The organism is Chryseobacterium sp. DZ-32 (assembly GCF_059587025.1).
This window is the reverse complement of the sequence record NZ_JCAIOM010000020.1, coordinates 20916-45780: the sequence shown is the minus strand read 5'-3', so window position 1 is coordinate 45780 and position 24865 is coordinate 20916. Positions and strand designations below refer to the sequence as shown.

At 37.0% G+C, this 24865-nt stretch carries 23 protein-coding genes; 12 read left to right on the top strand and 11 right to left on the bottom strand.

Features of this window, described 5'->3' with window-relative positions:
* Window positions 1–112 precede the first annotated feature (112 nt).
* The 6 genes from AC59HC_RS19345 to AC59HC_RS19320 all read right to left on the bottom strand — a co-directional run bounded on the left by AC59HC_RS19345 (window position 113) and on the right by AC59HC_RS19320 (window position 5375).
* The gene (locus tag AC59HC_RS19345) at window positions 113–1162 is read right to left on the bottom strand and encodes a phosphotransferase enzyme family protein (RefSeq protein WP_343639171.1); all 1050 of its coding nucleotides are present in this window, start codon (window positions 1160–1162) and stop codon (window positions 113–115) included.
* Window positions 1153–2067 carry a nucleotidyltransferase family protein gene (locus AC59HC_RS19340; RefSeq protein ID WP_202839227.1) on the bottom strand — a complete coding sequence of 305 codons (915 nt, stop codon included), beginning with the start codon at window positions 2065–2067 and terminating at the stop codon, window positions 1153–1155. The genes AC59HC_RS19345 and AC59HC_RS19340 overlap by 10 nt, the downstream gene beginning before the upstream one ends.
* Window positions 2057–3454 carry a Gfo/Idh/MocA family protein gene (locus AC59HC_RS19335; protein ID WP_411414039.1) on the bottom strand — a complete coding sequence of 466 codons (1398 nt, stop codon included), beginning with the start codon at window positions 3452–3454 and terminating at the stop codon, window positions 2057–2059. The genes AC59HC_RS19340 and AC59HC_RS19335 overlap by 11 nt, the downstream gene beginning before the upstream one ends.
* Before the next feature lie 224 nt (window positions 3455–3678).
* On the bottom strand, window positions 3679–3861 hold the full coding sequence (locus AC59HC_RS19330) for a hypothetical protein (protein ID WP_202839232.1): 183 nt from the start codon (window positions 3859–3861) through the stop codon (window positions 3679–3681).
* A 71-nt stretch (window positions 3862–3932) separates the two neighbouring features.
* Window positions 3933–4625 carry an AIM24 family protein gene (locus tag AC59HC_RS19325; protein WP_062672057.1) on the bottom strand — a complete coding sequence of 231 codons (693 nt, stop codon included), beginning with the start codon at window positions 4623–4625 and terminating at the stop codon, window positions 3933–3935.
* A 36-nt stretch (window positions 4626–4661) separates the two neighbouring features.
* Window positions 4662–5375: a hypothetical protein gene (locus tag AC59HC_RS19320; protein ID WP_496559181.1), complete on the bottom strand. Its 714-nt coding sequence runs from the start codon at window positions 5373–5375 to the stop codon at window positions 4662–4664.
* 154 nt (window positions 5376–5529) lie between these two features.
* Between AC59HC_RS19320 and queA the strand changes: the two genes are divergently transcribed.
* From queA to AC59HC_RS19290, 6 genes are all read left to right on the top strand, one after another.
* Window positions 5530–6579 carry a tRNA preQ1(34) S-adenosylmethionine ribosyltransferase-isomerase QueA gene (gene queA / locus AC59HC_RS19315; RefSeq protein WP_034696367.1) on the top strand — a complete coding sequence of 350 codons (1050 nt, stop codon included), beginning with the start codon at window positions 5530–5532 and terminating at the stop codon, window positions 6577–6579.
* Window positions 6580–6649: 70 nt separating this feature from the next.
* A complete protein-coding gene (rlmN, locus tag AC59HC_RS19310) occupies window positions 6650–7684 on the top strand; it encodes a dual-specificity RNA methyltransferase RlmN (RefSeq protein WP_202839242.1) in 1035 nt (344 codons plus the stop codon).
* A gap of 74 nt (window positions 7685–7758) precedes the next feature.
* On the top strand, window positions 7759–8709 hold the full coding sequence (locus AC59HC_RS19305) for a sterol desaturase family protein (protein ID WP_411414040.1): 951 nt from the start codon (window positions 7759–7761) through the stop codon (window positions 8707–8709).
* Between the two features lie 245 nt (window positions 8710–8954).
* On the top strand, window positions 8955–9863 hold the full coding sequence (locus AC59HC_RS19300) for a hypothetical protein (RefSeq protein WP_343639157.1): 909 nt from the start codon (window positions 8955–8957) through the stop codon (window positions 9861–9863).
* 72 nt (window positions 9864–9935) lie between these two features.
* A complete protein-coding gene (locus AC59HC_RS19295; RefSeq protein WP_496559180.1) occupies window positions 9936–10913 on the top strand; it encodes a polyprenyl synthetase family protein in 978 nt (325 codons plus the stop codon).
* Window positions 10914–11172: 259 nt separating this feature from the next.
* Window positions 11173–11967: a hypothetical protein gene (locus AC59HC_RS19290; RefSeq protein ID WP_110010440.1), complete on the top strand. Its 795-nt coding sequence runs from the start codon at window positions 11173–11175 to the stop codon at window positions 11965–11967.
* A 207-nt stretch (window positions 11968–12174) separates the two neighbouring features.
* Here AC59HC_RS19290 and AC59HC_RS19285 read toward each other — a convergent pair whose 3' ends face one another.
* Complete coding sequence (locus AC59HC_RS19285) at window positions 12175–12468, bottom strand: hypothetical protein (RefSeq protein ID WP_110010441.1); 294 nt, start codon at window positions 12466–12468, stop codon at window positions 12175–12177.
* A gap of 137 nt (window positions 12469–12605) precedes the next feature.
* Here AC59HC_RS19285 and AC59HC_RS19280 point away from each other — a divergent pair, with 137 nt between their 5' ends.
* A complete protein-coding gene (locus AC59HC_RS19280) occupies window positions 12606–15038 on the top strand; it encodes an alpha-ketoacid dehydrogenase subunit alpha/beta (protein WP_496559179.1) in 2433 nt (810 codons plus the stop codon).
* Between the two features lie 55 nt (window positions 15039–15093).
* Here the strand turns inward: AC59HC_RS19280 and AC59HC_RS19275 are convergent, their stop codons facing one another.
* The gene (locus tag AC59HC_RS19275) at window positions 15094–15510 is read right to left on the bottom strand and encodes a carboxymuconolactone decarboxylase family protein (protein WP_343639147.1); all 417 of its coding nucleotides are present in this window, start codon (window positions 15508–15510) and stop codon (window positions 15094–15096) included.
* A 108-nt stretch (window positions 15511–15618) separates the two neighbouring features.
* Window positions 15619–16011: a winged helix-turn-helix transcriptional regulator gene (locus AC59HC_RS19270; RefSeq protein ID WP_047388122.1), complete on the bottom strand. Its 393-nt coding sequence runs from the start codon at window positions 16009–16011 to the stop codon at window positions 15619–15621.
* 168 nt (window positions 16012–16179) lie between these two features.
* Between AC59HC_RS19270 and AC59HC_RS19265 the strand changes: the two genes are divergently transcribed.
* Window positions 16180–17241: an NADH:flavin oxidoreductase gene (locus tag AC59HC_RS19265; RefSeq protein ID WP_496559178.1), complete on the top strand. Its 1062-nt coding sequence runs from the start codon at window positions 16180–16182 to the stop codon at window positions 17239–17241.
* A 152-nt stretch (window positions 17242–17393) separates the two neighbouring features.
* Here AC59HC_RS19265 and AC59HC_RS19260 read toward each other — a convergent pair whose 3' ends face one another.
* Together AC59HC_RS19260 and AC59HC_RS19255 are read right to left on the bottom strand one after the other, a co-directional pair.
* Entirely contained in the window at window positions 17394–17537 is a 144-nt protein-coding gene (locus tag AC59HC_RS19260) for a hypothetical protein (protein WP_496559199.1), read from the bottom strand.
* Window positions 17538–17773: 236 nt separating this feature from the next.
* Window positions 17774–18976, bottom strand: a complete 1203-nt coding sequence (locus AC59HC_RS19255; RefSeq protein ID WP_120231761.1) for a C1 family peptidase — start codon at window positions 18974–18976, stop codon at window positions 17774–17776.
* A gap of 205 nt (window positions 18977–19181) precedes the next feature.
* Here AC59HC_RS19255 and AC59HC_RS19250 point away from each other — a divergent pair, with 205 nt between their 5' ends.
* The 4 genes from AC59HC_RS19250 to AC59HC_RS19235 all read left to right on the top strand — a co-directional run bounded on the left by AC59HC_RS19250 (window position 19182) and on the right by AC59HC_RS19235 (window position 24862).
* Complete coding sequence (locus AC59HC_RS19250) at window positions 19182–19700, top strand: RNA polymerase sigma factor (RefSeq protein ID WP_227941806.1); 519 nt, start codon at window positions 19182–19184, stop codon at window positions 19698–19700.
* 12 nt (window positions 19701–19712) lie between these two features.
* Window positions 19713–22028, top strand: a complete 2316-nt coding sequence (locus tag AC59HC_RS19245; RefSeq protein ID WP_496559177.1) for a T9SS type A sorting domain-containing protein — start codon at window positions 19713–19715, stop codon at window positions 22026–22028.
* A 66-nt stretch (window positions 22029–22094) separates the two neighbouring features.
* Complete coding sequence (locus tag AC59HC_RS19240) at window positions 22095–23081, top strand: hypothetical protein (RefSeq protein WP_496559176.1); 987 nt, start codon at window positions 22095–22097, stop codon at window positions 23079–23081.
* A gap of 29 nt (window positions 23082–23110) precedes the next feature.
* On the top strand, window positions 23111–24862 hold the full coding sequence (locus AC59HC_RS19235) for a hypothetical protein (protein WP_496559175.1): 1752 nt from the start codon (window positions 23111–23113) through the stop codon (window positions 24860–24862).
* Window positions 24863–24865 lie beyond the last annotated feature (3 nt).

The following is a 24865-nucleotide window of genomic DNA, read 5'->3' as shown; positions in this document are numbered from 1 at the left end:
GAGAAGATAAAGCTAGATTCTTACGGAATGGACAACTGGGACGCTTTATTTATCCGTACACTTTGTCTTTCAGTAGGAATCTATATACTTTATAAACCCAGCCCTCAAACCCTCAAACTCTCCGACTCTCCACCAGCTCCAGATATTCTCTCAATCCTTTTAACAGTTCCAATTGATTTTTAGTTCTGTCCAGATTGTGTTCAGGATGCGCGATAGAATAATAGGTACTCCCATTCAGATAATCGGTTAAGAAACGAAGTTCCTGAATATAAATGGCGACCTGTGCTGCATAATCGAGATTCTCAGTTTCCAGCGGTGTCAGTTTTTCTTTTAAATGAAATAAAAATCCTTCTTTTACGACTTTATACATTTCAGGGTTGAAATTATCTATGGCACTTCCATCATCTTCCTGGGTGGTATTGGTATACGACTGGATCATCGTTCCAAAATCATATAAAATGGTAGAAATCATTATGGTATCCAGATCAATCACAGCCAGCGGCTTATGATTCTGATCAAAGAGAATATTACTGATCTTTACATCTGCATGAATAATTCTTTTTGGGATCTGATTGTTTTTCTCCATTTCAATCCATCGGTCCGGCAAGGATAAAAGCTGGTTGGTGATTTCAATTTCAGCTTTAGCATTTTCTTTTAACTGAGGAGCCGCATCTTTGAGTGCATTTTTATAATCCGTAACCCTTTTCTCAAAATTGAGGAAATTGGGAAGAGAATCTTCAATGGCAGGCAGTTTTTCAGTATTTACCGTATTGAGAAAATAACTGAAGGTTTTAGCAGCATCAAAAGCCGTCTGCAAAGAGGGAGCAGTAAGGAATGTTGTACTGTTTTCTATAAAATTGAGCATACGCCATGGCTGGCCATTTTTATCTTTTACCAGAATTTTACCGGTAAGAGAAGGAACAGGTTCTATAATTTCAAATTGATAATGATTTGACCTGAGCACTTCATTGATCATTAAATGGTTATTAACGACCACTTCCGGCTGTTTAAAAACATGATTGTTGATTTTCTGCAGAATAAACTTTTTCCCCTGACCTTTATCCTCCAGAAGATAGGTGGTATTGATCAACCCGTCAGTAATAGGAGTAAGGTCATAACTATCCGTACCGATAAATTCAGCAACAATATCATTTAGCTCCATAGATTTTCCGGGTATCTGTTGTTTTTAATCTCTGAAATCAGAAAATCTTTAACTTCCTTTTTATCATCAGCATATGTAACTCCCATCCATGGGGAAGGAGATACTTTCACCTTTACCTTTACTCTGTTTTCATCCATCATTCTTTGTACTGCAGAAGGAATATAAAATTCCTGATCAGGCAGTGGATCAGATTCTATGAAATCATAAAAATAGGTGTCCAGATAACAGAAAATGTGAGGGTGGAAAATAAAAAAATTCATGGATACCAGGGTGTCAGGATCCAGTTGTATACTTTCTCCGTTTTCAATGTAAACAATTGAGTTATTTATTCTTTGAATGGATGTTTGTTCCACTACTTTGATCAGGTAGTTTTCAGCATCCAGCGTACATATTCCTCTGGCTACAGTACCATTTCCACTCAATGTTGTACCCACAGGATAAGCAATCATCCCTAATTGTGTATCTGATATATGATGATGGTTAATTTCATGTGCAGCGAGCTGATACACTTCTTTTCCGTAGAAATCATCCGCGTTAATCATCACAAAAGGTTCCTGTATTGAATATTTGGCGCAAAGTACGGCATGAGCGGTTCCCCATGGCTTATTACGATCGGGATAATCAAAACCTTCCAGTGAAATAGGAATGCTGTCTATCTCCTGATATACCCAAAGCAATTCAAAATTTTTAGCTTTTGAAATGCCGTTGAGCCTTTCAATATAACTTTCAGGAATCAGTTTGTTGACAATAATAACTACTTTTTGGAAACCGGCTTCCAGTGCATCAAAGATGGAATACTCAAGAATTGGCGAGCCGTTATCGAGTATTCCGTCTACCTGTTTAAGCCCCTTGTATCTGCTTCCTAATCCGCCTGCCAGTATAAGTAATGTTTTCTTAGAACTCATCGGTCATTCCAAATACAGGTTTACGGGTTTTCCATTTTCCATTGGTGAAATCAGGAATATCAACTACCTGACCTCCTTTGGCAATAGACTCTTCGCTTAATGGTGTAATTGAATACCACAATGCAAGATCATACACATCCATCGGGAACTCTATATTCCGTTTGATACATTCAATAAAAGTATTCATTACAAAGAAATCCATTCCGCCATGTCCTGCGCCTGCAGCAGTAGCTTCAAACTTTTTCCACATCGGATGATCGTGTTCTTTCATCCATTTTTCAGTATTGTCCCAACGGTGGGTATGGTTCATGGTTTTTTCAAAATAAATATGTCCCTGGTTGAAATCTCCCCATCCGAAATCCTGCCACAATCCTTCAGTTCCCTGAACTCTGAAACCAAGATCATAAGGTCTTTGTAAACTTGTATCATGAGTAAGAAGAATGGTTTCTCCATTGGCACAGGCAATCTGAGTGGTTACAATATCTCCCTGGTTGAATTTTACTTTGGCATTAGGATGGTTTTGTCCCCCTTTGGGATGCTCAACAATATATTTATGAAGCCCTACAGATTTTGAAGAGAATGAAGAAAGCCTTGTTAAACGGTTCCCTCTGTTGATATCCATCATCATTGCAACCGGACCTAATCCATGAGTAGGATAAAGCTCGCCGTTACGCTTTACATAATGTTCGGTTCTCCATTTTGCCTCACTGAAGCCTTTTTCTCCAAACTCAGCACCGGAATTGTATGGATTAACCCCGTCATTGAAAAGAACACCTCTCAGATCATGCTGATAACCGCCTCTTCCATGTACCAGTTCTCCGAACATTCCTTTACGGACCATATTCAGGATGGCCATAATATCTCTTCGATAGCATACATTTTCCATCATAAAGATAGGAACTTTCGTTTCCTCATATACCTTTACAAATTCCCAGCAGTCCTGAAGCTTTATCGCTCCGGAAACTTCCATGCCTACAATCTTTTTAGCGCGCATGGCTTCCACACCCTGGGTAAGATGCCATTCCCATGGAGTAGCGATCACAACAGCATCTATCGTTTTTAATTTTAAAAGATTCCTATAATCATATTCCCCGTTGGAAAACTCCTGGGCAGCCGGTTTATTGTTGTCTTTTAAGATTTTTTGAGATGCGGCAAGCATCCTTTTTTCCGGATCTGCAAACGCCACAATTTCCACATCATTACGTTTTGCTAGTAATTTTACATGCTCCTGGCCACGAAGACCTACACCGATAAAACCGACGCGGACTTTTTTATCTGTTTTAAAATCATTGGAATAAGCAAATAAAGAATTGGGTAAAACCAATGCCCCAAAGCTTGCCAAAGCTGCAGTCTTAAGAAAGGTTCTGCGGGAGTTACTATTGTTCATCTATATATTTTTTTTAAATATATTAAAACTTTTGTAAATCCCGGTAAGGTGATAGATAATTAGAGAATGAAGTGATGAAGGTGGTTTGTAAGAATTTGAGGCTTATTGGATTTTAAAATTGAACAGTTTTGTAGTTATTAAAATATAGATTATTAATTTTCACTTTTTTAGCAGTTTTACTCATTTATATTTTTTTAAAAAATATTTGTTATATACGTGAAAATTTATTGATTGATCCAGTCTTTTCTTAATGCAATTTGTTTTGAATCAGGGTTGGAGTCATGAGTTACTTTTCCAGTGGCTTCATCATAACTAAAACTTGCTTTTTCCAGATATTCTTTTAAAGGAATGGGATGGCTGCCCTCAATATAGTCTCTGAAAAATGTTCGTATTTCAGAATAAGTCATTTTTGTAATCTCATCAAAAAGTTCATTATCATTAAAGTATTTACACTAAATCACTTCACAATTTGTCTCTTTTATTTTTCCATATAATATACCTCCTCATAAGGCTGAATCAGTACCCATCCATGTCCTGAAAATTTCATCTGAAACTCTTCGCCGCTTCCTCTGCCGATAAGACTTTTGAAAGAAACATTCGTTTTCAGTTCCGGGCTTAGGTTTCCGGACCATGCCACAGTAGCATTCGGATCTGTAAATACAGGTGTATCAGGAGTTACAAGTAAAGTTAAAGGATCTCCGTGAGTTGTAATAGCAATATGGCCCGTTCCTGAAAGTTTTGCCTGGAAAAGACCTCCGGACATCATTCCAGCAATGCTTTTCAGCATAGTAATATCACTTTTTACGCTTTGTTCGTGGGCAAGGATATCATTTCCGTTTACACAAACAGATTCATTGTTCAGATACAGAATACGGACTTTCTTCCCGGAATCTGCAACATATAGTTTTCCGGTTCCTTCTGCTTTCATCAGCCTGGCTCCTTCACCGCTGATAGCTTTCTTTAAAAGATTTCCAATTCCTCCGGACAGCATTCCCTGTCTTTCAAAATTGATATTTCCCACATAGCTTACCATGCTTCCTCTTTTCGTCCATACTGCCTGATTGTTAAGGTTGATTTCCAGAAGATGTTTCGTTTCCAGTTCAAAATAATCTCTTTGCTGCGGATTTTCTTTGGTTTCGTTGATAAATGCTTCAATTGAATATTTACTCATAATGATATTTTTTAATTGGCTGTTTTTAGAGTGTTATTACTTTAGTTTGTCGAGTTTATACTCCCTTTTGTTACTTTTAGGATTCAGATCTACAAATTCATACGCTTCAAAATGGGCAAGTCTGGTTTTGAACATCTCAGTTGCCTTTTCCAGTGACCAGGTTTTAGGGTAATGAAAACCTTCAAATTCTGTATTGAAAATTTCCGCTTTGAAATCATGTGAAAACTCATAATCGCCTGCGTAGGTCAATGCTATTTTGCCTGTCCATATAATATCATACCGGTGATTCTCTTTTTTTGAAAACCGGATCTGATGTCCGGCACAGCTGTCATGCCCCAGCAGGTAGATGTTGAAAGCAAGATCATCATCATCAGAATGTTGTTCAGACGGAAGATCATTACTGAAAAGACCATTTTGAACAACAGCATCGAAATCTAATTTTTCATCAAGGTTATTAATTCTGATTCCTCTCTGTTCACCCCAATAGTTGGACGAGAGTGTACAGGCATGATAGTTTCTCCATACGATTTTGGAGTCCCAGTCGGACAGATCTTCGTCGTCGTCTTCCCCGTTTTCATCGTCATTGGCGTAATAATTTTCAGTTTTTAAATGAAAATCAAACCAGATAAATCCAGATTCATCAATTCTTCCACTCCAGCTAAAGGTTTCAATTTTGTGGCCATCAGGATACGGATTATCAATGAAGTATATTTTACTTACAGGTTCCATATTGAATTTTAATTTTTCCAAAAATACTCTTTTTATGTCTTGAAACTCCCCGTAAAATCACGGTTTTATGTTTGATTGTAAATAATACTTGACAAAGGGGTGTTCAATGTCGTATATTTGCACTCCGAAAATTACACCTTGTAATTTCAATAATTTTTAAACCGTAATTTAAAAAATGAAAACATCAGATTTTAATTTTGATCTTCCTGCGGAATTATTAGCAGAACACCCATCAGAGCACAGAGACGAAGCGAGATTAATGGTACTTGATAGAAAAACACAAACTATCGAGCACAAATTATTCAAGGATGTTGTGGATTATTTTGATGAAGAAGATTTGTTCATCTTCAACAATACAAAAGTTTTCCCTGCACGTCTTTACGGAAATAAAGAAAAAACAGGTGCTAAAATTGAAGTTTTCTTATTAAGAGAGCTTGATAAAGAAACCAGAGTTTGGGATGTTTTGGTAGATCCTGCAAGAAAAATCAGAATTGGTAACAAATTATTCTTCACTGAAGATGAGTCTTTGGTAGCTGAGGTTATTGATAACACAACTTCAAGAGGAAGAACATTAAGATTCTTATTCGACGGATCTTACGACGAATTCAGAACAAAACTAAAAGAATTGGGAGAAACTCCACTTCCAAAATATATCAAAAGAGCTGTAGAACCTGAAGATGCAGAAAGATATCAGACAATCTATGCAAAAGTAGAAGGAGCAGTAGCTGCCCCTACAGCAGGTCTTCACTTCTCTAAGCATTTGATGAAGAGATTGGAGATCAAAGGGATCAATTTTGCTGAAGTTACCCTTCACGTGGGATTGGGAACATTCAACCCGATTGAGGTAGAAGATCTTTCCAAACATAAAATGGAGTCTGAAGAAATCATTATCGATGAGAAAAATGCTGCCATCATTAACAAAGCGGTAGAATCTCACAGAAGAGTATGTGCAGTAGGTACTACTACCATGAGAGCATTGGAAACTTCTGTTTCTTCAAACAAAAAAATCTCTGCTTTCAACGGATGGACAAACAAATTCATTTATCCTCCTCACGATTTCGGAGTAGCGAACTCAATGATTACGAACTTCCACACACCGAAGTCTACTTTAATCATGATGATTGCTGCATTTGCCGGAAGAGATTTTGTAATGCATGCTTATGAAGAAGCCGTAAAAGAAAAGTATAAATTCTATTCTTACGGTGATGCAATGTTAATTCTATAAAAAAGATAATAGGTAAAAGGTTGCAGGTAATAGTATCTGCAACCTGCCACCTAAAATCTACAACCTTACAATGAAAGATATCCGTACATTATCACTAGACCAGCTTAAAGAATACTTTGTGTCTTTAGGAGAAAAGCCGTTTCGTGCGAAACAGGTCTATGACTGGCTATGGAGTAAAAACCTCCATTCGATTGACGAAATGACGAATCTTTCAAAATCACTTCGTGAGAGAATTTCGGAAGAATATACCATTAATCCTGTTTCCGTAGACCTTCTTCAAAAAAGCTCTGACGGAACCATCAAAAACGGAGTGAAACTTCATGACGGACTGATGGTGGAATCTGTTCTTATTCCTACAGAAACAAGAACTACAGCCTGTGTATCTTCGCAGGTAGGATGCTCATTAAACTGCGAATTCTGTGCTACAGCAAGACTGAAAAGGATGAGAAACCTTGAAGTGGCTGAAATTGTAGATCAGGTAGCCCTGATTGACAGCCAGAGCAGAATGTATTTCGACAGACCGCTTTCCAATATCGTCTTTATGGGAATGGGAGAGCCAATGATGAATTACAAAAACGTAGTGGAAGCCATCAAAAAAATTACCCAGCCGGAAGGATTGGGAATGTCTCCAAGAAGAATTACCGTTTCTACATCCGGTATCCCTAAGATGATCAAAATGCTTGCAGATGATGAACTGCGCGTGAAACTGGCTTTATCCCTTCATTCTGCTATCGAATCCAAGCGCAATGAAATTATGCCTTTCTCTGATAAGTTCCCATTGACGGATATTATGGATGCTCTTCAGTATTGGTATCAAAAAACAGGTTCTGTGATTACTTTTGAATACTGCGTATGGAAAGGAATCAATGACGGCGATGAAGACATTAAAGCTTTAATCAAATACTGCAAACAGGTTCCTTCAAAAGTAAACCTGATTCAATACAATCCGATCGGGGACGGAAAATATGACCAGTGTAACAAGCAGGCAGAAGAAAATTACATCCGTCAGCTTGAAAATGCAGGGATTACTGTAATGGTCAGAAGAAGCCGTGGAGGTGATATTGATGCCGCCTGCGGACAGTTGGCCAACAAAACAACAGATTAAAATTTCCTTAAAAAAAGCCTAAAACTTTCTTAAAAAATAGCTTAAAACCCTACCTTTGCACAAATTATTTTGTGATGATGGATTTTCTTATGAGCGAGGACGGGCTGGAAAATGTGTATGCATGGGCTATCCCATTGCATGCCACTGTTATTTTAGCGGAAATGATTTACAGCCACGTTTCAGAAGCTAAGTTATATAGCGGGAAAGATCTTGCCACCAATGTTTATCTTGCATTGATGAACTTTGGCCTTGACCTTATCATGAAGGCATTTGCTATGGGCGTAATGTTCTTCTTTTACCATCACAGGCTTTTCTCTTGGGACCTTAGCGTATGGTACTTGCTGGCATGTTTTATCATCACAGACTTTGCCTATTATGTGCTGCATTATGTGGACCACCGTTCCAGAGCATTCTGGGCAGTTCATATTACGCATCACAGCTCAGAATATTTTAACCTCACAACAGGATTCAGAAGCCCGGTATTACAGCCGCTTTACAGATATCTATATTTTTCGCCGCTGGCATTTTTAGGATTCAATCCCTGGCATATTATGGTGGCATACGCTATAGGACAAGTGTATGGAACATGGGTGCATACGCAGACTGTGAAGAGTATGGGATTTCTGGAATATATTCTGGTAACGCCTTCTCATCACCGTGTACACCATGCTTGTAACGTAAAATACCTGGATAAAAACATGGGAATGTGTCTCATTATCTGGGATAAAATATTTGGAACCTTCCAAAAAGAAGATCCGAATGTACCCGTGAAATATGGAATCTATCCAAAAATGCCGGATAACAGACCGGATACGGTATTATTTTATGAATGGAGAAAAATCTGGAAAGATCTGAAGCAGCCTGGATTAAAATTTACAGACAGAATCAATTATATTTTCAATTCACCGGGATGGAGACATGATGGAACGGGAAAAACGGTAAGGCAATATCAGAAAGAGTATTTTGCAAAACAGGCACAAAAGAAAGAACAACAGCAAAATCAGAAAGAGCAGAAAACGGCTTAACTTCTGATTTAAATCAATAGAAATCTAAGGGAAAAGCGGACTATTTTAGTCCGTTTTTCTATTTTTAGAATGGGCATTTTTCAAAGGCTATACAGTATTTATATTCCGTAGGAATCTCCACTCTTATCTCAAACCCGCATCCCGAAACCCGTACCTCGCATCGCATGCAAACGCTTTTAGCTCAAACCCTCCAAGTCTCCAAGTCTCCAAGTCTCTAACTCACAATAAAACCTTATTTTTGTCTTATGAAAAAACTCCTTCTGATTGTTGCACTTTTCGTTGGCCAATCTGCATTTTCCCAGCGGACTGATTTTCTGAAAATAAAAAAATACAGAGTTAATTACCTAGATGATAAAATTCAGGAAACTTCAGGACTGAATATTTTAAACGGAAGATTGTATACATTCAATGACAGTGGAAATCCTGCCGAACTTTTTGAATTGGATAAAAAGAGTGGAGAAATTATCAGGACACTGAAAACCAATTTGATCAATACTGATTGGGAAGCGTTAGCTAATGACGGAGAAAATTTTTATATCGGGGATTTCGGAAACAATACCGGAACAAGAAAAGATCTGATGATTTACAAAGTCCCATACCAACGTCTCAATGAGTCTAATGATATTAAAATTCCCGGCTCGGAAAGAGCCTTTGACGGAACAAAAATTCTGTTTTATTATCCCGAACAGATTGAGTTTATTTCTAAAAACACAAAAAACGATTTCGATGCGGAAGCCATGATTTATCTGAATGGAAAGCTGCATATATTTACCAAAGAGTGGGCTTCAAAAGCAACCTCACATTATATCGTAGATCCGGAAATTTCAGAACTGCAGAAAGCAGAGAAGATAGAAACCTATAAAACAGGTTTCGTGGTTACAGATGCCTCTTATTTTGATAAAAAGCTTTATTTAGTGGGATATACCAGGAAAACGGAGATCTTTTTAGATGTTTTTGCAGAAACGGAACCCGGCATATTTTTTAAAGAAAAACCCAGACATTATTACCTTGGAACTGCGCTTTCATTATCACAAATTGAAGGGATAAGCGCAGATGAAAACGGAATTTATATTTCAGGAGAAAAATTCAGGTCTCCGTTGGGAACTGCAAAACCTTCACTTTATTTTATCCCGAAAGAACAACTCAAAGATTAATTTTACCTTAAAATTGAGCGAAAAAAATTATCTTTGTGAGAATTAATAATTATTCACCCAGCATCGCAGATTGTGGCAAACATTGTAGAAGAGATTAAACGACCGATCAATGATGAAATGAAACTTTTTGAACATAAGTTTTATGAGTCAATGCAGAGTAAAGTAGCTTTATTGGATAAAGTAACCCGTTTTATTGTTACCACCAAAGGAAAGCAGATGCGTCCTATGTTTGTGTTTCTTTGTGCCAAACTGGTGGGTGAGGTGACGGAAAAAACATACCGGGGTGCTTCGATGATTGAGCTGATCCACACCGCTACTCTGGTACATGATGATGTGGTGGATGAAAGTTTTAAACGTCGTAATTTCTTTTCAATCAATGCACTGTGGAAAAATAAGATTGCGGTTTTGGTTGGGGATTACCTTTTATCAAAATCAGTTTTACTATCTACAGACCACAAAGATTATGATCTTCTTGGAGTTATTTCCAGAACCATCCGCGAAATGTCTGAAGGAGAACTTCTTCAGCTGGAAAAGGCCAGAAAACTGGATATTACGGAAGAGGTTTATTATGAAATTATCCGGCAGAAAACAGCAACTCTGATTGCTGCATGCTGTGAAATAGGAGTTCTTTCCAATAATGCGGATGAAGCTTTAGCCAATAAGATGATGGATTTCGGAACCTTTACCGGAATGGCATTTCAGATTAAAGATGACCTTTTCGACTATTTGAGTTCAAACGTCATCGGAAAGCCTGTAGGAATTGATATTAAAGAACAGAAAATGACACTGCCTTTGATTCATACCTTAAAGATCACCAGTGAAAAAGACAGAAAGTACTATTTCGATACCATAAAACGATATAATAACAATCCTAAGCGTGTAAAAGAGCTTATAGAATTTGTTAAAAGTTCAGGTGGATTGGATTATGCCATTACAGTGATGAAAGAATTTCAGCAGAAAGCAAAAGATATTCTGAATGAGTTTCCGGATTCTGAAGCAAGAAAATCGCTGCATATTATGCTGGATTATGTCATTGAAAGAAAATTCTGATAGTAACACTTTTTGGTCAGTTTTAATTTTTTTATTCTCCTTTTTCCTGTAATCCCGCATGGTGTAACGGATCCTCATTATTGAAAGAAAAATAATCTTATCTTCCAATAATTCAATGAGTTGTGATTAGTTTGCTTTTTTATAAGATTAAATTACTGTAAATTAATATTTTGCATTACTTAAGCAAAATAATTACTAATAATTCATTGATTTTCAATATAATTTTTGTTTATTTGTGGTTAGAAAAAAACAACAAATAATGAGAAAAATTCAAACAATGATGATAGCGTGTGCTATCAGTTCAAGCTTCATCGCGTACGCACAAGTGGGAATAGGTACTCAAAATCCCCAGACAACTTTTCATATTGACGGTTCTAAAGACAATCCTGCAACAGGAATTCCTTCTGTGGCTCAACAGGATAATGATTTCAGTGTAACTTCAAGTGCTAAAGTAGGGATTGGTACGGTTTCACCCACTGAAAAATTAGATGTTGCGTCTGGAAATGCCCGTATCCGTAATATTAATTCGAATATTGGTATCGGAGGAACCGACAGGGTAGTTGTAGCTGATGCTACCGGAATTCTGAAGACCATAGATTTTACTGCTTATTCACTGTTTCATGCGCGTTTAGCAGCGAATCAGAACATCAGTTCTTCTACGATCACGACTTTATTATTCGCAGCACCGATAGCGACTTCCCCTTTCTATTCTTATAATACCGGAACTGGGGTGATGACTTTTAACCAGCCTGGAAATTATCTGGTAACGCTGCAGGCAAGTTTTACCAATATGCCCGCAGGAACACAGCTGCTCATCGGTATCAGACCTGTACCGGATGCGAATTATCTGGGAAGAGGAAGCCATTATAACGCAGTTGCTGCTTCGGGAACTGTAGGTGAACTGATGAATTATACAACCGTGGTTGTTGCGCCTACAGCTGGGTATCAGATCCGTTTTACGGCAGCGCCGAATCAAAATTCTACGATTATTTCGACAGAAACCGGATCTACAGGAAGTGGAAATGTTACCAATGTAACTGTTCAGAAGATCTGATTCTATTTTTACTTTAATTAAACTAAAGTGCTGTATATAGATTTTCGGGAAACTGAAAATGTATATACAGCACTTTTCTTATTAGATTCAGAATCTGATAGTGATTCAGTATAAAAATGAGAAAGAGCTGCTTAATAAATTTTTTTATCTTCCTATAATAATCCCTATTTATTACCTTTGATTGTTTAATTAAGCGAAAAATTTAAATTAAATAATTTTCAGGGTTACAATGATAACGGCTAGAACTATACAAAATAAAGCGATTAAAAATAAATAATCCGCAATGTTCTCAAACGTGTATTCCCGCTTACTATTTTTTGTTCTGATTGCCAGAAAGGAAAAGAAACAGCTGCAGGCAAAAAGAATACAGGCAAATCCTGCAAATTCGTCCAAATAGGTATGCTGACTGATTTTAGAGATTTTCAATGAGGTGATAATGAGTAGGGAAAATCCTAAAAGATTGCTGGAAGCATTCAATATATGTGGCGATTTTTTTTCCATCTTTTACATTTTTTTTCAAAATAAAGCACAATTTTTTTTATTATCAAATTTTTAAAAAAGATTATTAAAAATTAAAATTAATTTAAAAAGTGTATATTAGCAAAATACTTGAAGATTAAAAACTTTTTTACTTAGCTATGCAAACAACCTATATTGAAACACAGCAAATATCCTTTCAAGATTTTAAAAATCAGATACTTGAAGACTACAGGTTAGGAAGGATCTCTCGTGAAATGTCTTATCTCGGAAGGAGAGAAGTACTCACTGGAAAAGCTAAATTTGGAATTTTTGGGGATGGAAAAGAACTTCCTCAGCTTGCAATGGCGAAAGTTTTCAGAAATGGAGACTTCCGTTCAGGATATTACAGGGATCAGACTTTTGCATTGGCAATAGATGCCTTGACGGTAGAAAGTTTCTTTGCGCAGATGTATGCAGATACCAGCGTGGAAAGAGAACCTGCTTCAGCCGGAAGACAAATGAACGGGCATTTCGCAACAAGAAGTTTACATGAAGACGGAAGCTGGAAAGATCTGACAGCTCAGAAAAATATTTCTTCCGATATTTCTCCTACAGCAGGGCAGATGCCAAGATTATTGGGATTGGCTCAGGCTTCAACTATTTATAAAAGCGTAAAATTTGACGGTTCAGAAAAATTCTCAAGAGAAGGGAACGAAATTGCTTTCGGAACCATTGGGGATGCTTCTACAGCAGAAGGACACTTCTGGGAAACCTTGAATGCTGCATGTGCTCTTCAGGTTCCAATGATTGTTTCTATCTGGGATGATGGGTATGGTATTTCAGTTCCTACAAAAAACCAGAGAGCAAAAGCGGATATCAGTGAAATGCTAAGTGGTTTCCAGAGAAAAGAGGGAGAAAACCAGGGGTGTGAAATTATCCAGGTGAGAGCCTGGGATTATCCTGCATTATTAGATGCATACGCTAAGGCAGAACATTTTGCAAGAACAGAAAGTGTACCGGTGGTAGTGCACGTGGTTGATGTTACTCAGCCACAGGGACATTCTACATCCGGATCTCACGAAAGATATAAAAACGAAGAGCGTCTTGCATGGGAAGCTGAGTATGACGGTCTGGCGAAATTCAAAGAATGGATCCTGAACTATTCTATCGAAATTGATGGGAAAGAAGAAGTGATTGCTACAGCTGAAGAACTGGAGGCTATTGATGAAGAAGCGAAAAAAGCAGCAAAAGCCGGACAGAAAGCAGCCTGGGAAAATTATCAGAAAGCCATTTCAGAACTTATTCAGTCTGTTTTACCTTTAGTAGAAAACCTTAAAGGGCAGAATGCTGAAGTTGAAAATTATATCGCTCATTTCAACAAATTGGTTTCAAAAGCGAAGAAAGACATCTTCCATCTGGTAAGACAGACTTTACTGGCGACAAGAAGAACAAATTCTGCGGAAAGAAATCAGCTGATGCAGAAATACAATGAAGTATCTGCTGTTGAAAAAGATAACTATTCTTCTCACTTATATTCTCAATCTCAATGGAAAGCTGAGAATGTTCAGGAAATCAAACCTGTATATTCTGACAGTTCCGAAGAGGTAGATGGAAGAGTAGTGATCAGAAACAATTTTGACAAAATTTTTGAAAAATATCCTGAAACTTTAATCTTTGGAGAAGATACCGGAAACATTGGTGACGTCAACCAGGGATTGGAAGGAATGCAGGAGAAATATGGCGCTTTACGTATCGCTGATACAGGAATCCGTGAAGCAACAATTCTTGGACAGGGAATTGGTATGGCGATGAGAGGTTTAAGACCAATTGCTGAAATCCAATACTTAGACTACGTTCTTTACTGTTTACAGGGAATGAGTGATGATCTGGCAACGGTACATTACAGAACGAAAGGAGGCCAGAAAGCTCCGTTGATTATCAGAACAAGAGGTCACAGATTAGAAGGAATCTGGCACTCAGGTTCTCCAATGGCTGGTATTCTGAACCTTTCAAAAGGTATTTTGGTATTGGTTCCTAGAAACCTTACGAAAGCAGCAGGATTCTACAACACAATGCTTCAGGCTGACGAACCTGCAATCATCGTAGAATGTCTGAACGGATACAGATTAAAAGAAAAACAACCGGATAACTTAGGCGAATTCACTGTTCCTGTAGGGAAAATTGAAGTGACAAAAGAAGGAAAAGATGTTACATTGGTCACTTACGGATCTACCTGGAGAATTGTAACGGAAGCAGCTAACGAGTTGGAAAAATTAGGAATTTCCGCAGAGGTAATTGATATCCAGTCATTGATTCCTTTTGATTTATCCCACGAAATTGCTGAAAGTGTTAAGAAAACCAACAGATTAGTAGTGATTGACGAAGATGTGGAAGGGGGAACTACAGGATTCATCTTACAGCAGATCCTTGAAAAGCAGAAAGCTTTCAGATACCTGGATTCAGATCCGTTGACGATCTCTGCCAATGATCACAGGCCAGCATATGCAAGTGATGGTGATTATTTCAGTAAGCCGTCTGCAGACGATATGGTAGAAAAGATCTACGCCATGTTTAATGAAACAAATCCTCAGAAATATCCAGCGATATTCTAATCGGGATTTTAGATAAATTTAAAACCGCTTCCTTTTTGGGAGCGGTTTTTGTTTGCTAATCCTCTTCCGCCAACGCAATCCTTAGTGTATTCAAAGTATTCATCAGCGTTATACTTGCCGTAAGTTCTACAATTTCCCGTTCTGTGAATTGCTTTGCAAGTTTTGCTTTAATTTCCAGCCAGTCATCTTTACCATAAGTGAGAGCTTCAGCCCAGCTTAAAACAAGCTTTTGCAGCTCATTGAAGGCATTGGTATGTTTCCAGCCCGGAAGTCTGTTAATGACATCTTGTTCAAAGCCAAAATCAGAGAGCTCTTTAGCGTGATAGCTGCAGCAATAGGCACAGCCATTGATTTGAGAGACACGTAACTCCACCAAGGCAATTAGTTTTTCATCAATTCCGGATTTTCTAATGCTGTTGTGGGCTTTATACAGATTTCCAATGGTTTCTTTTGCAATTTCTTTGTAATTCATAATGAATATTTTTCTGCAAATTTGCATCAGAAATAGTTTTGAAACTATATGCTTACATTTTGGTGATATACTTACCTTTTTGAAAGTGCTATCCAAGATAAAAGGCTATCAAACATTGACAGCCTTTTTATTTTTTACATCTTCATTCAGAAAAGCACAATCTTTATCTTCATGCTGTCCTTTCACCTGATATTTTGCTTCCCACTCTTCCAGCAAATATAAAATCGGCAGTAGAGCCAATCCCTTTTCTGTAAGAGAATATTCCACTCTTGGAGGAAGTTCTTTAAACTCTTCACGAATAACCAATCCATCGGTTTCCATTTCTCTAAGCTGATCAGTTAATACCTTCCTGGAAATGACATTAATGCGTACTGCCAGTTCTCCAAAACGTAATTTTCTGTCTTTAATCACCAGAACAATAATAGGCTTCCATTTGCTTCCCAAAGCGGCCATGGCCTTACCCAGAGGGCAGCTGTATTGCATTAATTCATTCTTTTTCATAGAAAGATCTTTATTATTTTAATATCATATGAAACTGCAGTTTCATATGTTACTTTGATGTTACTAATGTAAGTTACTGCGAAGTTACCACTATTTTTTTAATAAAAGATACAAAAGTGAACTATTATTAGTTACTTTGTGTAACAATTATAAAATATAAATTTAAATATGAGCACATCATCATTATTTAAACCGTTTCAATATAAGAATTTACAGCTTAAAAATAGGATTGTAATGGCTCCAATGACCAGAGCACAGTCTGACAATGGAGTTCCCACTCAGAATATTGCAGATTATTATGGAAGAAGAGCTGCTTCAGAAGTAGGATTGATTCTATCCGAAGGAACTGTTATCAACAGACCTGGATCAAAAAATATGCAGAATATCCCGGATTTCTATGGAACAGAAGCTTTGAATGGCTGGAAAAACGTCATTGATACTGTACATCAGAATGGAGGTAAAATGGGTCCTCAGATCTGGCACGTTGGAGATACAAGAATGACAGAAGACTATCCGTTGGTTCCAATGGAAAAAGCTTCTAAGATGACCATTGAAGATATCCAGGATACCATTGCACAGTTTGCTGCGTCTGCAAAGTCAGCGAAAGATCTTGGTTTTGACTGTATTGAAATTCATGGCGCTCACGGATACCTCATCGACCAGTTTTTCTGGGAAGTAACCAATACCAGAACCGATGAATATGGCGGTAAAACATTGAAAGAAAGAAGCAGATTTGCTGTAGAAGTAGTAAAAGCAATCAGAGCAGCAGTAGGAGAGGACTTTACCATTATTATCCGCCTTTCCCAATGGAAGCAGCAGGATTATAAAACCAGACTGGCATTCACTCCAAACGAAATGGAAGACTGGTTATTACCATTAAAAGAAGCTGGTGTGGATATTTTCCACTGCTCACAGCGTCGTTTCTGGGAGCCTGAATTTGAAGGTTCTGACTTAAACTTTGCAGGATGGGCAAAGAAAATTACCGGACAGCCAACCATTACAGTAGGTTCTGTAGGTTTAAATGGTGATTTCCTTAATGCTTTTGCAGGGCAGGGAACAGAAAAAAGAGACCTTACAGAATTGATCAGAAGACTTGACAATGAAGAATTTGACCTTGTTGCGGTAGGTAGAGCTATTCTTCAGGATTACCAGTGGGTACAGAAGATCAAAGACGGCAATACAGAAGCTCTTCTGGATTTTTCAGCAGAAAGTATGAGCGTCTTATTTTAATATCAACAAGGAATGGTGAATTCGCTTTGCTGTCGGTTAACAGCATAATTTTGGGGCTTGCGAAGTAGAATTGACTATCCTGACAGGTTTAGATCAGCATAATTCACTTTATTTTATATTTAATTTTCACCTATTTATTAAAGAACCGGCTTTCAGGATTTCCTGAAAGCCGGTTTTGTAAATTTATGGACACCCAACTGAATCCAGGACACATTTCCATCGAGGAGGGATTCCATTGCTGCCAGGAATGTAGCAGGCTGTAGTCCCTTCCGGACAATCAGGAGCATTTCCACCATTGATTTTTTTTAGATCTGGTTTTAATAATTTTCTTAGATTTTTCATAGGTAATAATTTGTTGATTTACACAAATATAATATTTTTTGAAAATGCAACAACACTTTACGGATAATAATGTGAAATACATTATTTAAATATGACAAGATAAAATAAACCCGCTCACAGAATTTTCATGAGCGGGTTTTAACAGATTTAAATATCTAAAACTGCCTGTAAATTGGCAGAAATGATTTCCTTATAAACCGATATTCTTGGTCGGTTTCAATTGTTTTAAGATACTTTTTGGGATGGCATTTTTGTGAACAAGAATTGCTGTTGATTTGTATTCAACATAAGGTCTTGTTACATACAGATATCCGGCGAAATCATTGGTTACACCCCATGAATTTTTTACCATATAATATTCTTTACCAGTCTGATCTTTTGCCAGACCTACGATATGCATACCATGGTCATCCGTTGTAGAAAGATTGTTAAGTGCTTTCTGACGCATGTCTTCAGTGATTGTTTTATCTTTTTTAGGCTCTGTAAACAAAGTCTGCTTGTTCTCTGCAGTAATTTGGTCAAGATCCATATCCGGAACATAAGCTACCCCGTTTTTGTAAGAAAAATAAGGCTCAGAAACGTCAGTTGCCCAACCTACAGAATATCCTTTATTTACAGCGTTATCAATAATTGCAGTAAGATCTTTCATCGGAACATTCCAATCAGAATCGTGGCTCCAGTTATCAGGAATCGGAACTACAAATTTCTGAAAATATGGATAATCTTTATAAGAAGATAATTCCACATAATCTTCAGGGTTGATTCCTACTACTTCTTTAGCAAATGTTTTCGGAGTGTAGTTTTTCCCTTCATATGTGAAGTTAGAAGGTACTTTGCCTAAATATTCATCAAGAATAGCATCTACAGAATCCATCCAGTTATCTGTCAGTTTTCCTTTTGAAGAAGCCTGAACAAGGCTGTCAAGAACAGGTTTCAGTTTTCCCTGCATTTCCTTGAAGTTATTGGTAGTCTGTCCTGCTTTTAATCCTGTGTAAACATCCTGAGGAACTGCACCGTACTTTTTGTACATATTGATTACGTCATGAAGTTCTCCTCCGTCACCCCAGCTGATAGCGCCATTATTCAAAACATATAATTTTGCTTTATCGTGGTAAGAATTTCTTGCGGTAAAGATTTCAGCAAGATCTACAGGTTTTTTGCCCATTCTCTGCATTTCAGATTCAAGGAAAGAGTTTCCGGAGTAGCTCCAGCAAGTTCCTGATGAACCCTGGTTCTTTACAGAAGTCGCACCTACGTCCTTTAACGTTGTGAACTGAAAATTAGCATTTTGTGATTGATTGTTTTTTAACTTGTTGATTAAGTCATCTTGGGCAAACATCATACTTCCTGCAGACAAAACAAAAAGTAATGATGCAATTTTGGCATTTTTCATTACTATAAAAAGATTATTTGTATTAATAGTCGTTGATAATAGAGATTTGTTACAAGGGGAAAAGTTAAATTTGAAATTAAAAAAAGACTCAAAAGAAGTAAGAAGTTGCTTTATATTTTATTTTTTAATTATTTTCTTAAAAAAGTTGATCATGTTTCCAACCCTTTCAAAAGTTTCCGCATCTATCATAGTATAACTCCTGACTATGGAACAAGAATTATTATTGGAATGCCAGCGTAGCAACCGCAATGCCCAGCGGAAGGTTTACGAGAAAATGGCGGGCAGACTCTACGCAGTCTGCAGACGCTATCTGAAAAATGACGAAGATATAGAAGAAGTATTGGCAGATACGTTCTATAAAATCTTTACGAAAATTACTCAGCTTCAGAATGCAGATACATTTGAAGCATGGGCAAGAAAAATTGCTGTAAATGAATGTCTGCAGAAATTAAGATCCAACAAAGGGATGTTTATTTCCCTGGAAGAAAACTTCACAGATCATTCTGAAGGAACAACGGAAAACCTTTCTCTGGAAAAAGATATTCTGAGCTTACTGAACTTTCTTCCTGAAGGCTGCAGAGCCATCTTTAATCTTTTTGCTATTGAAGGATATCCTCATAAAGAAATAGCGGCGATGCTTTCCATCAGTGAGGGAACATCAAAATCCCAGCTCAATTTTGCAAGGAAAAAGCTGCAGGAACTTCTCGTAAATCAAAACATTTAAACTTTTACAACAATGGAAAATAATCATATAGATCAACAATTCAATGAAGCTTCCAGGCTTTCAGAAGAGCCAGCTGTTTTTCCTGGTTTTGAGAAAGTATGGGATAAAATTGAAGAGAAATTAGATAAAAAAGAAGATAAAAAGAAAACAATTCCACTTTGGCTGCCGTATGGTATTGCCGCAAGTTTGATGATTGGCCTTGGGGCTTTTTACTTTATGAATAAAAAAGAGACTGCAGAACCTTTGCAACCTGTAATTGCAGAGAATACAAGTTCAAATGGCCCGATTAACAAAACGGATATTGCAAAGATAGACAGGACTATCAAGGAGAATATCAGAAAAGAAGAATTGCCTGTAACGGTACCTCTTCCCACAGAACTTAAATCTTCATCAGTTGCAGGAATAGATCCGTATCAATCTCATCCTACCTGTAATATACCGTCAGTGGAAGCTTCTGACAGAGTAACAGCATCTCTGCCTCAGGTATACAATGACACCTTAAAAACAAAAGAAATTGACGAAGTTGTTGTCACTGCGTATGGGATTAAAAAGAGTTATGAGTCCGTTACAGCATCTTCAACAGTTATGATTGCTTCTACAGATAAAATTCCTGTGCATGCTCCGGCTGCCGTTTCTTCACTAGCTGGAAGAGTTGCCGGGGTAGAAGTGTCAACCGGAATTAAAAAGAATGATGCTATATTAATACGGGGAACAAAAAGTATAGATGGTCGGTCGACGGCTCCTTTATATATTGTTGATGGAGTTGTGTTATGCAGAGAATCTGGATTTTTAAATACTCTGGATCCTAAAAAAATAAAAGAATTGAAAGTACTGAAAGGGCTTGAAGCTACTGCCCTGTATGGAAGCAAAGCTAACAACGGAGTTGTTGTAATTTCCACAAAAGGATTATCTACAGAAGAAATAGAAAAACTTAAAAAAGTTTCTTCAGAAAGTAAAGAAGAAATAGTAAAAGAACCTGAAGAACCTGAAAAAGTACTTCCAAAAGCAGGCCAGCTCACAGCAGGAGAAGTTAACGATTTTTCTAAGTGGGATTATTGGAAAGATATTGCAGTTCCTATTCTGGATCAGTATAAAAATACATGGAAGTTCTTCCCTGATAAAAGGGTTTCAGTTCAGTTGGTCAATAAAGACCGAAAACCGGTAATAGGGGAGAAAATAAAACTATTGGATGACCAGAAAAATACAATTTGGGAAGCTGTTTCAGATAATCTGGGCAATGTGGAATTGTGGATATCACCGATGACTGATAGGAAATCAGCCCCAGGGAAATATTATTTATCTGATGGTTCAGGGCAGATCATCAGCAGCAATCTCAGAACCTTTAAAAATGGACAAAATCTGATTATTCTGGATAAACACTGTCTGCAGAAGCGTGTATTGGATCTTGCCTTTGTAGTGGATGCTACCGGTTCTATGGGGGATGAGATTTCTTATCTTCAGTCTGAACTTTTGGATGTTTTAAAAAAGATCGAAGGACAGCTTAAAAATACAACAGTAAGGTATGGATCCGTTTTTTACAGAGATCATGGAGATGAATATGTGACCCGAAAATTCGATTTTTCAAATAAAGCAGAAGATCTTGTTGGATTTATTAAAAGACAGAAGGCCGGTGGTGGTGGCGATACGCCGGAAGCTGTTGTAGAAGCACTAAAAGTTTCTGTTGATGAGCTGAAGTGGAGTGATGAAAATTCTACTAAAATAATGTTTTTGATTCTGGATGCACCACCACACCATTCAGAACAGAATATAGAGAATTTATATAATACAATAAAAGCTGCAGCAAAGAAAGGAATTACCATTATTCCGCTGGCTGCCAGTGATACTGATAAACAAACGGAATATCTGATGCGTACATTTGCTTTACTCACCAATGGAACTTATACTTTCCTTACAGATGACAGTGGAATAGGAAACAGCCATATCAAACCTACCATAGATTCTTACGAAGTTGAAAAACTGAATGATTTATTATTAAGATTAATCCTTCAGAGAGCTGTTTTACCAGAATGCAGCGCAGGAATTTCAAATGATAACATCAACAAAAAAATGGAAAAAGAAATTGATAGTCAGATTGATATTAAAACCGTACTATTTCCAAATCCTACAAAAGGTCAAATGCAGATAAAAACAAGAAAACCAATTGAAGAACTGTTTATCTATGATCTTGCCGGAAAGATTATTATGAGAAAAGAAAAACTGCCGGAAGGTAAAAATACAATTGATTTAACTTCTTATCCTCAAGGGATTTATCTTGTACGTATTCATACTAATGATCTGTGGGAGACATTTAAGGTCATAAAAAATTAATTATCTTAAAAAAAGAAATTTCCCCGGAAATTTCTTTTTTTATATTTTTAAGCATACTAATAATTGATGAAAAAGAATTATTTGCTGTTATTGCCATTTACGATTACCTTATTACAGGCACAAAATTCACAATTGTACTATTCCGGAAAATTTTTAACATCTAAGGATAAAGAACAGAACTTTTTAAAGGTTTATAATAAAAACAGTGGTATTTATGAGCTGACTGATGAAAAAGGATTTGCCATTATTGCAGCTAAACCTTATGATACCCTAGTGTGGAACCAGGGGAAAAATACCCATGTTATTTCTTCTTATGAACTCAGGGAATTAAAAACGATTCTGGAAAATCAGACAGGAAGTAAAAGTGTAGAAAATGTTTACAGTAAAGCCTATGACAGTCTTGTTTCAAAGGAGATTAAAGACGATTTCAGTATTGAAAAAACTAAAACTCAACTCAGTAAAAGATCACATTCTTATTTTGATAAAATAAGAAAATTAAAGCAGAAGAATGATAGTGTTTATGTTTTAAAAAGGATCAATAAGACAACTTTGCTTTTTAACGGAAGCTTTACCACGTCTTTTGATATTAAAAGCAGGAATGCTGTTCCGGGGACTCAAAATAAGTATGTCCAGGGAAGATCTGAAAATGGAAATCTTGTTTGGAAAGGCCCTGAAACGAATGAAATGTTCAGTTTTGGACCAGAGCTATCTACCCTTGGATTTAACGGATTACCTTATGAGTATGATCAGAATGGAAAACTGATTCCATGGGTTGATGGACTTCAGGGTGCAAAAAGATATGATAATAACCTTTTTAAAACCACAGTAGGTTATAATAACCAGTTGAATCTAAATGCTTTTATACAACAGGGTAACAATGAAAAACTCCGTCTTGCCCTGAATCTGGGGCAGCAAAAGAACCAGATGTACTTTATGGATCAGTTTGATATTACCAATACCCTTAAAGCAAAGCTGAATGCAGATTTGGGTAGATATTACTTAATCTTGCTTTTAACTATGAAGAAAATAAAGCTACGAATACCAATAGAATAGGGCTGTTCAACAGAGCTTACCAAAACTCATTGTTAACGCCGGTTTCTTTTTCAAATGAACAAAATACTCTCCTGAATAACGGTTCGCAGAGAAGCTACAGCAAATATGCAGACAATCCTTCTTTCCTTTTTGAGCAGGATAACAAATACCGCTACAAGAATCGGGACAGACAGTTGAGTCTCAACGTAGCGAAAGACTGGGATAAGTTTAAACTGAATATTACTCAGTCCTATGAAAGTATTACTACCTGGAATCAGGACCAATATAAACCTTCTACTTATGGTTTCATCAGCGGTGTATCGAATGAAAGGATTCAAAACAACAGCTCTTATCATTCCAATTTACAGGGCTCTTATTCATTGGGAAACTATGACTTTAGAAATACTTTCAGCCTGAATTTTATTTTAAATGATAAAAAATCTGACATTTATAACAGCCTTACCCATCAAAGATATCTTTATCAGAGAACTTCACAGGATCATATTTTTAATTATAATATGAATATCCGCGATTATGATTTCGAAGCAGGTTTTAATCTCGGGAATTCATTTTACATATCCAATACTTCACTTAAAAATAATTATTGGCTTCCAAAAGCTAACTTTTATCTGAAGTTCAATGAGATCTTCAATTGGTATAATTACAATTTTAAATTGTTGGGAAGCTACACACAATTAAGTTCCGAACCGGAAATTACAAGATCCTATGCTTCGTATTCTAGTACTTTGCTGAAGGCGGAAAATTATAATCAATACTTTCCGGTACAGGAAGTAGAAAGTTTCCGGGGTTTATCAAATATTGATACTCGGGAATGGAAGATTGGAGCCAGGCTGAATCTTGGGTATAAAATAAGTGTAGATGGAGAATATTTTAATAAAAAGAATACTGACGATATATTTCCTATCTTTGAAAACAATCAGCTGAGGTTAAAGAATGTAGCAGATCATACCTACAGCGGATATGAATTCAATTTTGCTTACGAACGATTACGTCTGGGATACGATATGTATACCACCCATAAAGTTTCCTTTTTCAAATATAAAGATATTGTAGACCGCATGGCTCCCGGATATCAGAACCTTGCCGTTTCGGGATTTAAAGACATTTACAAAACATTGGCAGAAGGTCAGGTTTTGGGTGCTGTCATGGGCAGTTACTTTGAAAGAAATGCAGCCGGACAACTGATCATTGATGAGTTTGGGTTTCCTAAAAAAGCAGACGGAATGAAAATTATTGCAGATCCTACACCGGATTTTGTGATGAAATTCAATCACAGTTTTGCCTATAAAAACTGGTCTTTAGATATCAATTGGGAATGGAAAAAAGGAGGCCACCTTTGGAACGGGACACAGGCGGTTCTCGATTACTACGGTCGTTCTTACGGCTCAGGAGAAGAAAGGAATATCAAAAATTATATTTTTGAAGGTGTACAGGCCAATGGAACTGTCAACCAGATTCCTGTGGACTTCTATGATCCCAACCAAAATGTTATGGAAAACAGATGGTCGAGGTACGGTTATTTAGGCGTGGCTGAAAATTATGTTCAAAAGGCAGATTATATAAGAATAAATAACCTTTCACTTTCCTCAGATTTCCCTATTAACAACAGGAAACAGAATCTTAAACTGACTTTTTATGTAAACAATATCATGCTCTGGCAGGCTAATAATGGGGTAGATCCCAACCAGAATTTCTACGATATGAGCAATGGAAGAGGATTGGATTTTTTTAATCTTCCTTCCTTTAAAACATTTGGCTGTATTGTTTCACTTAAATTTTAACTC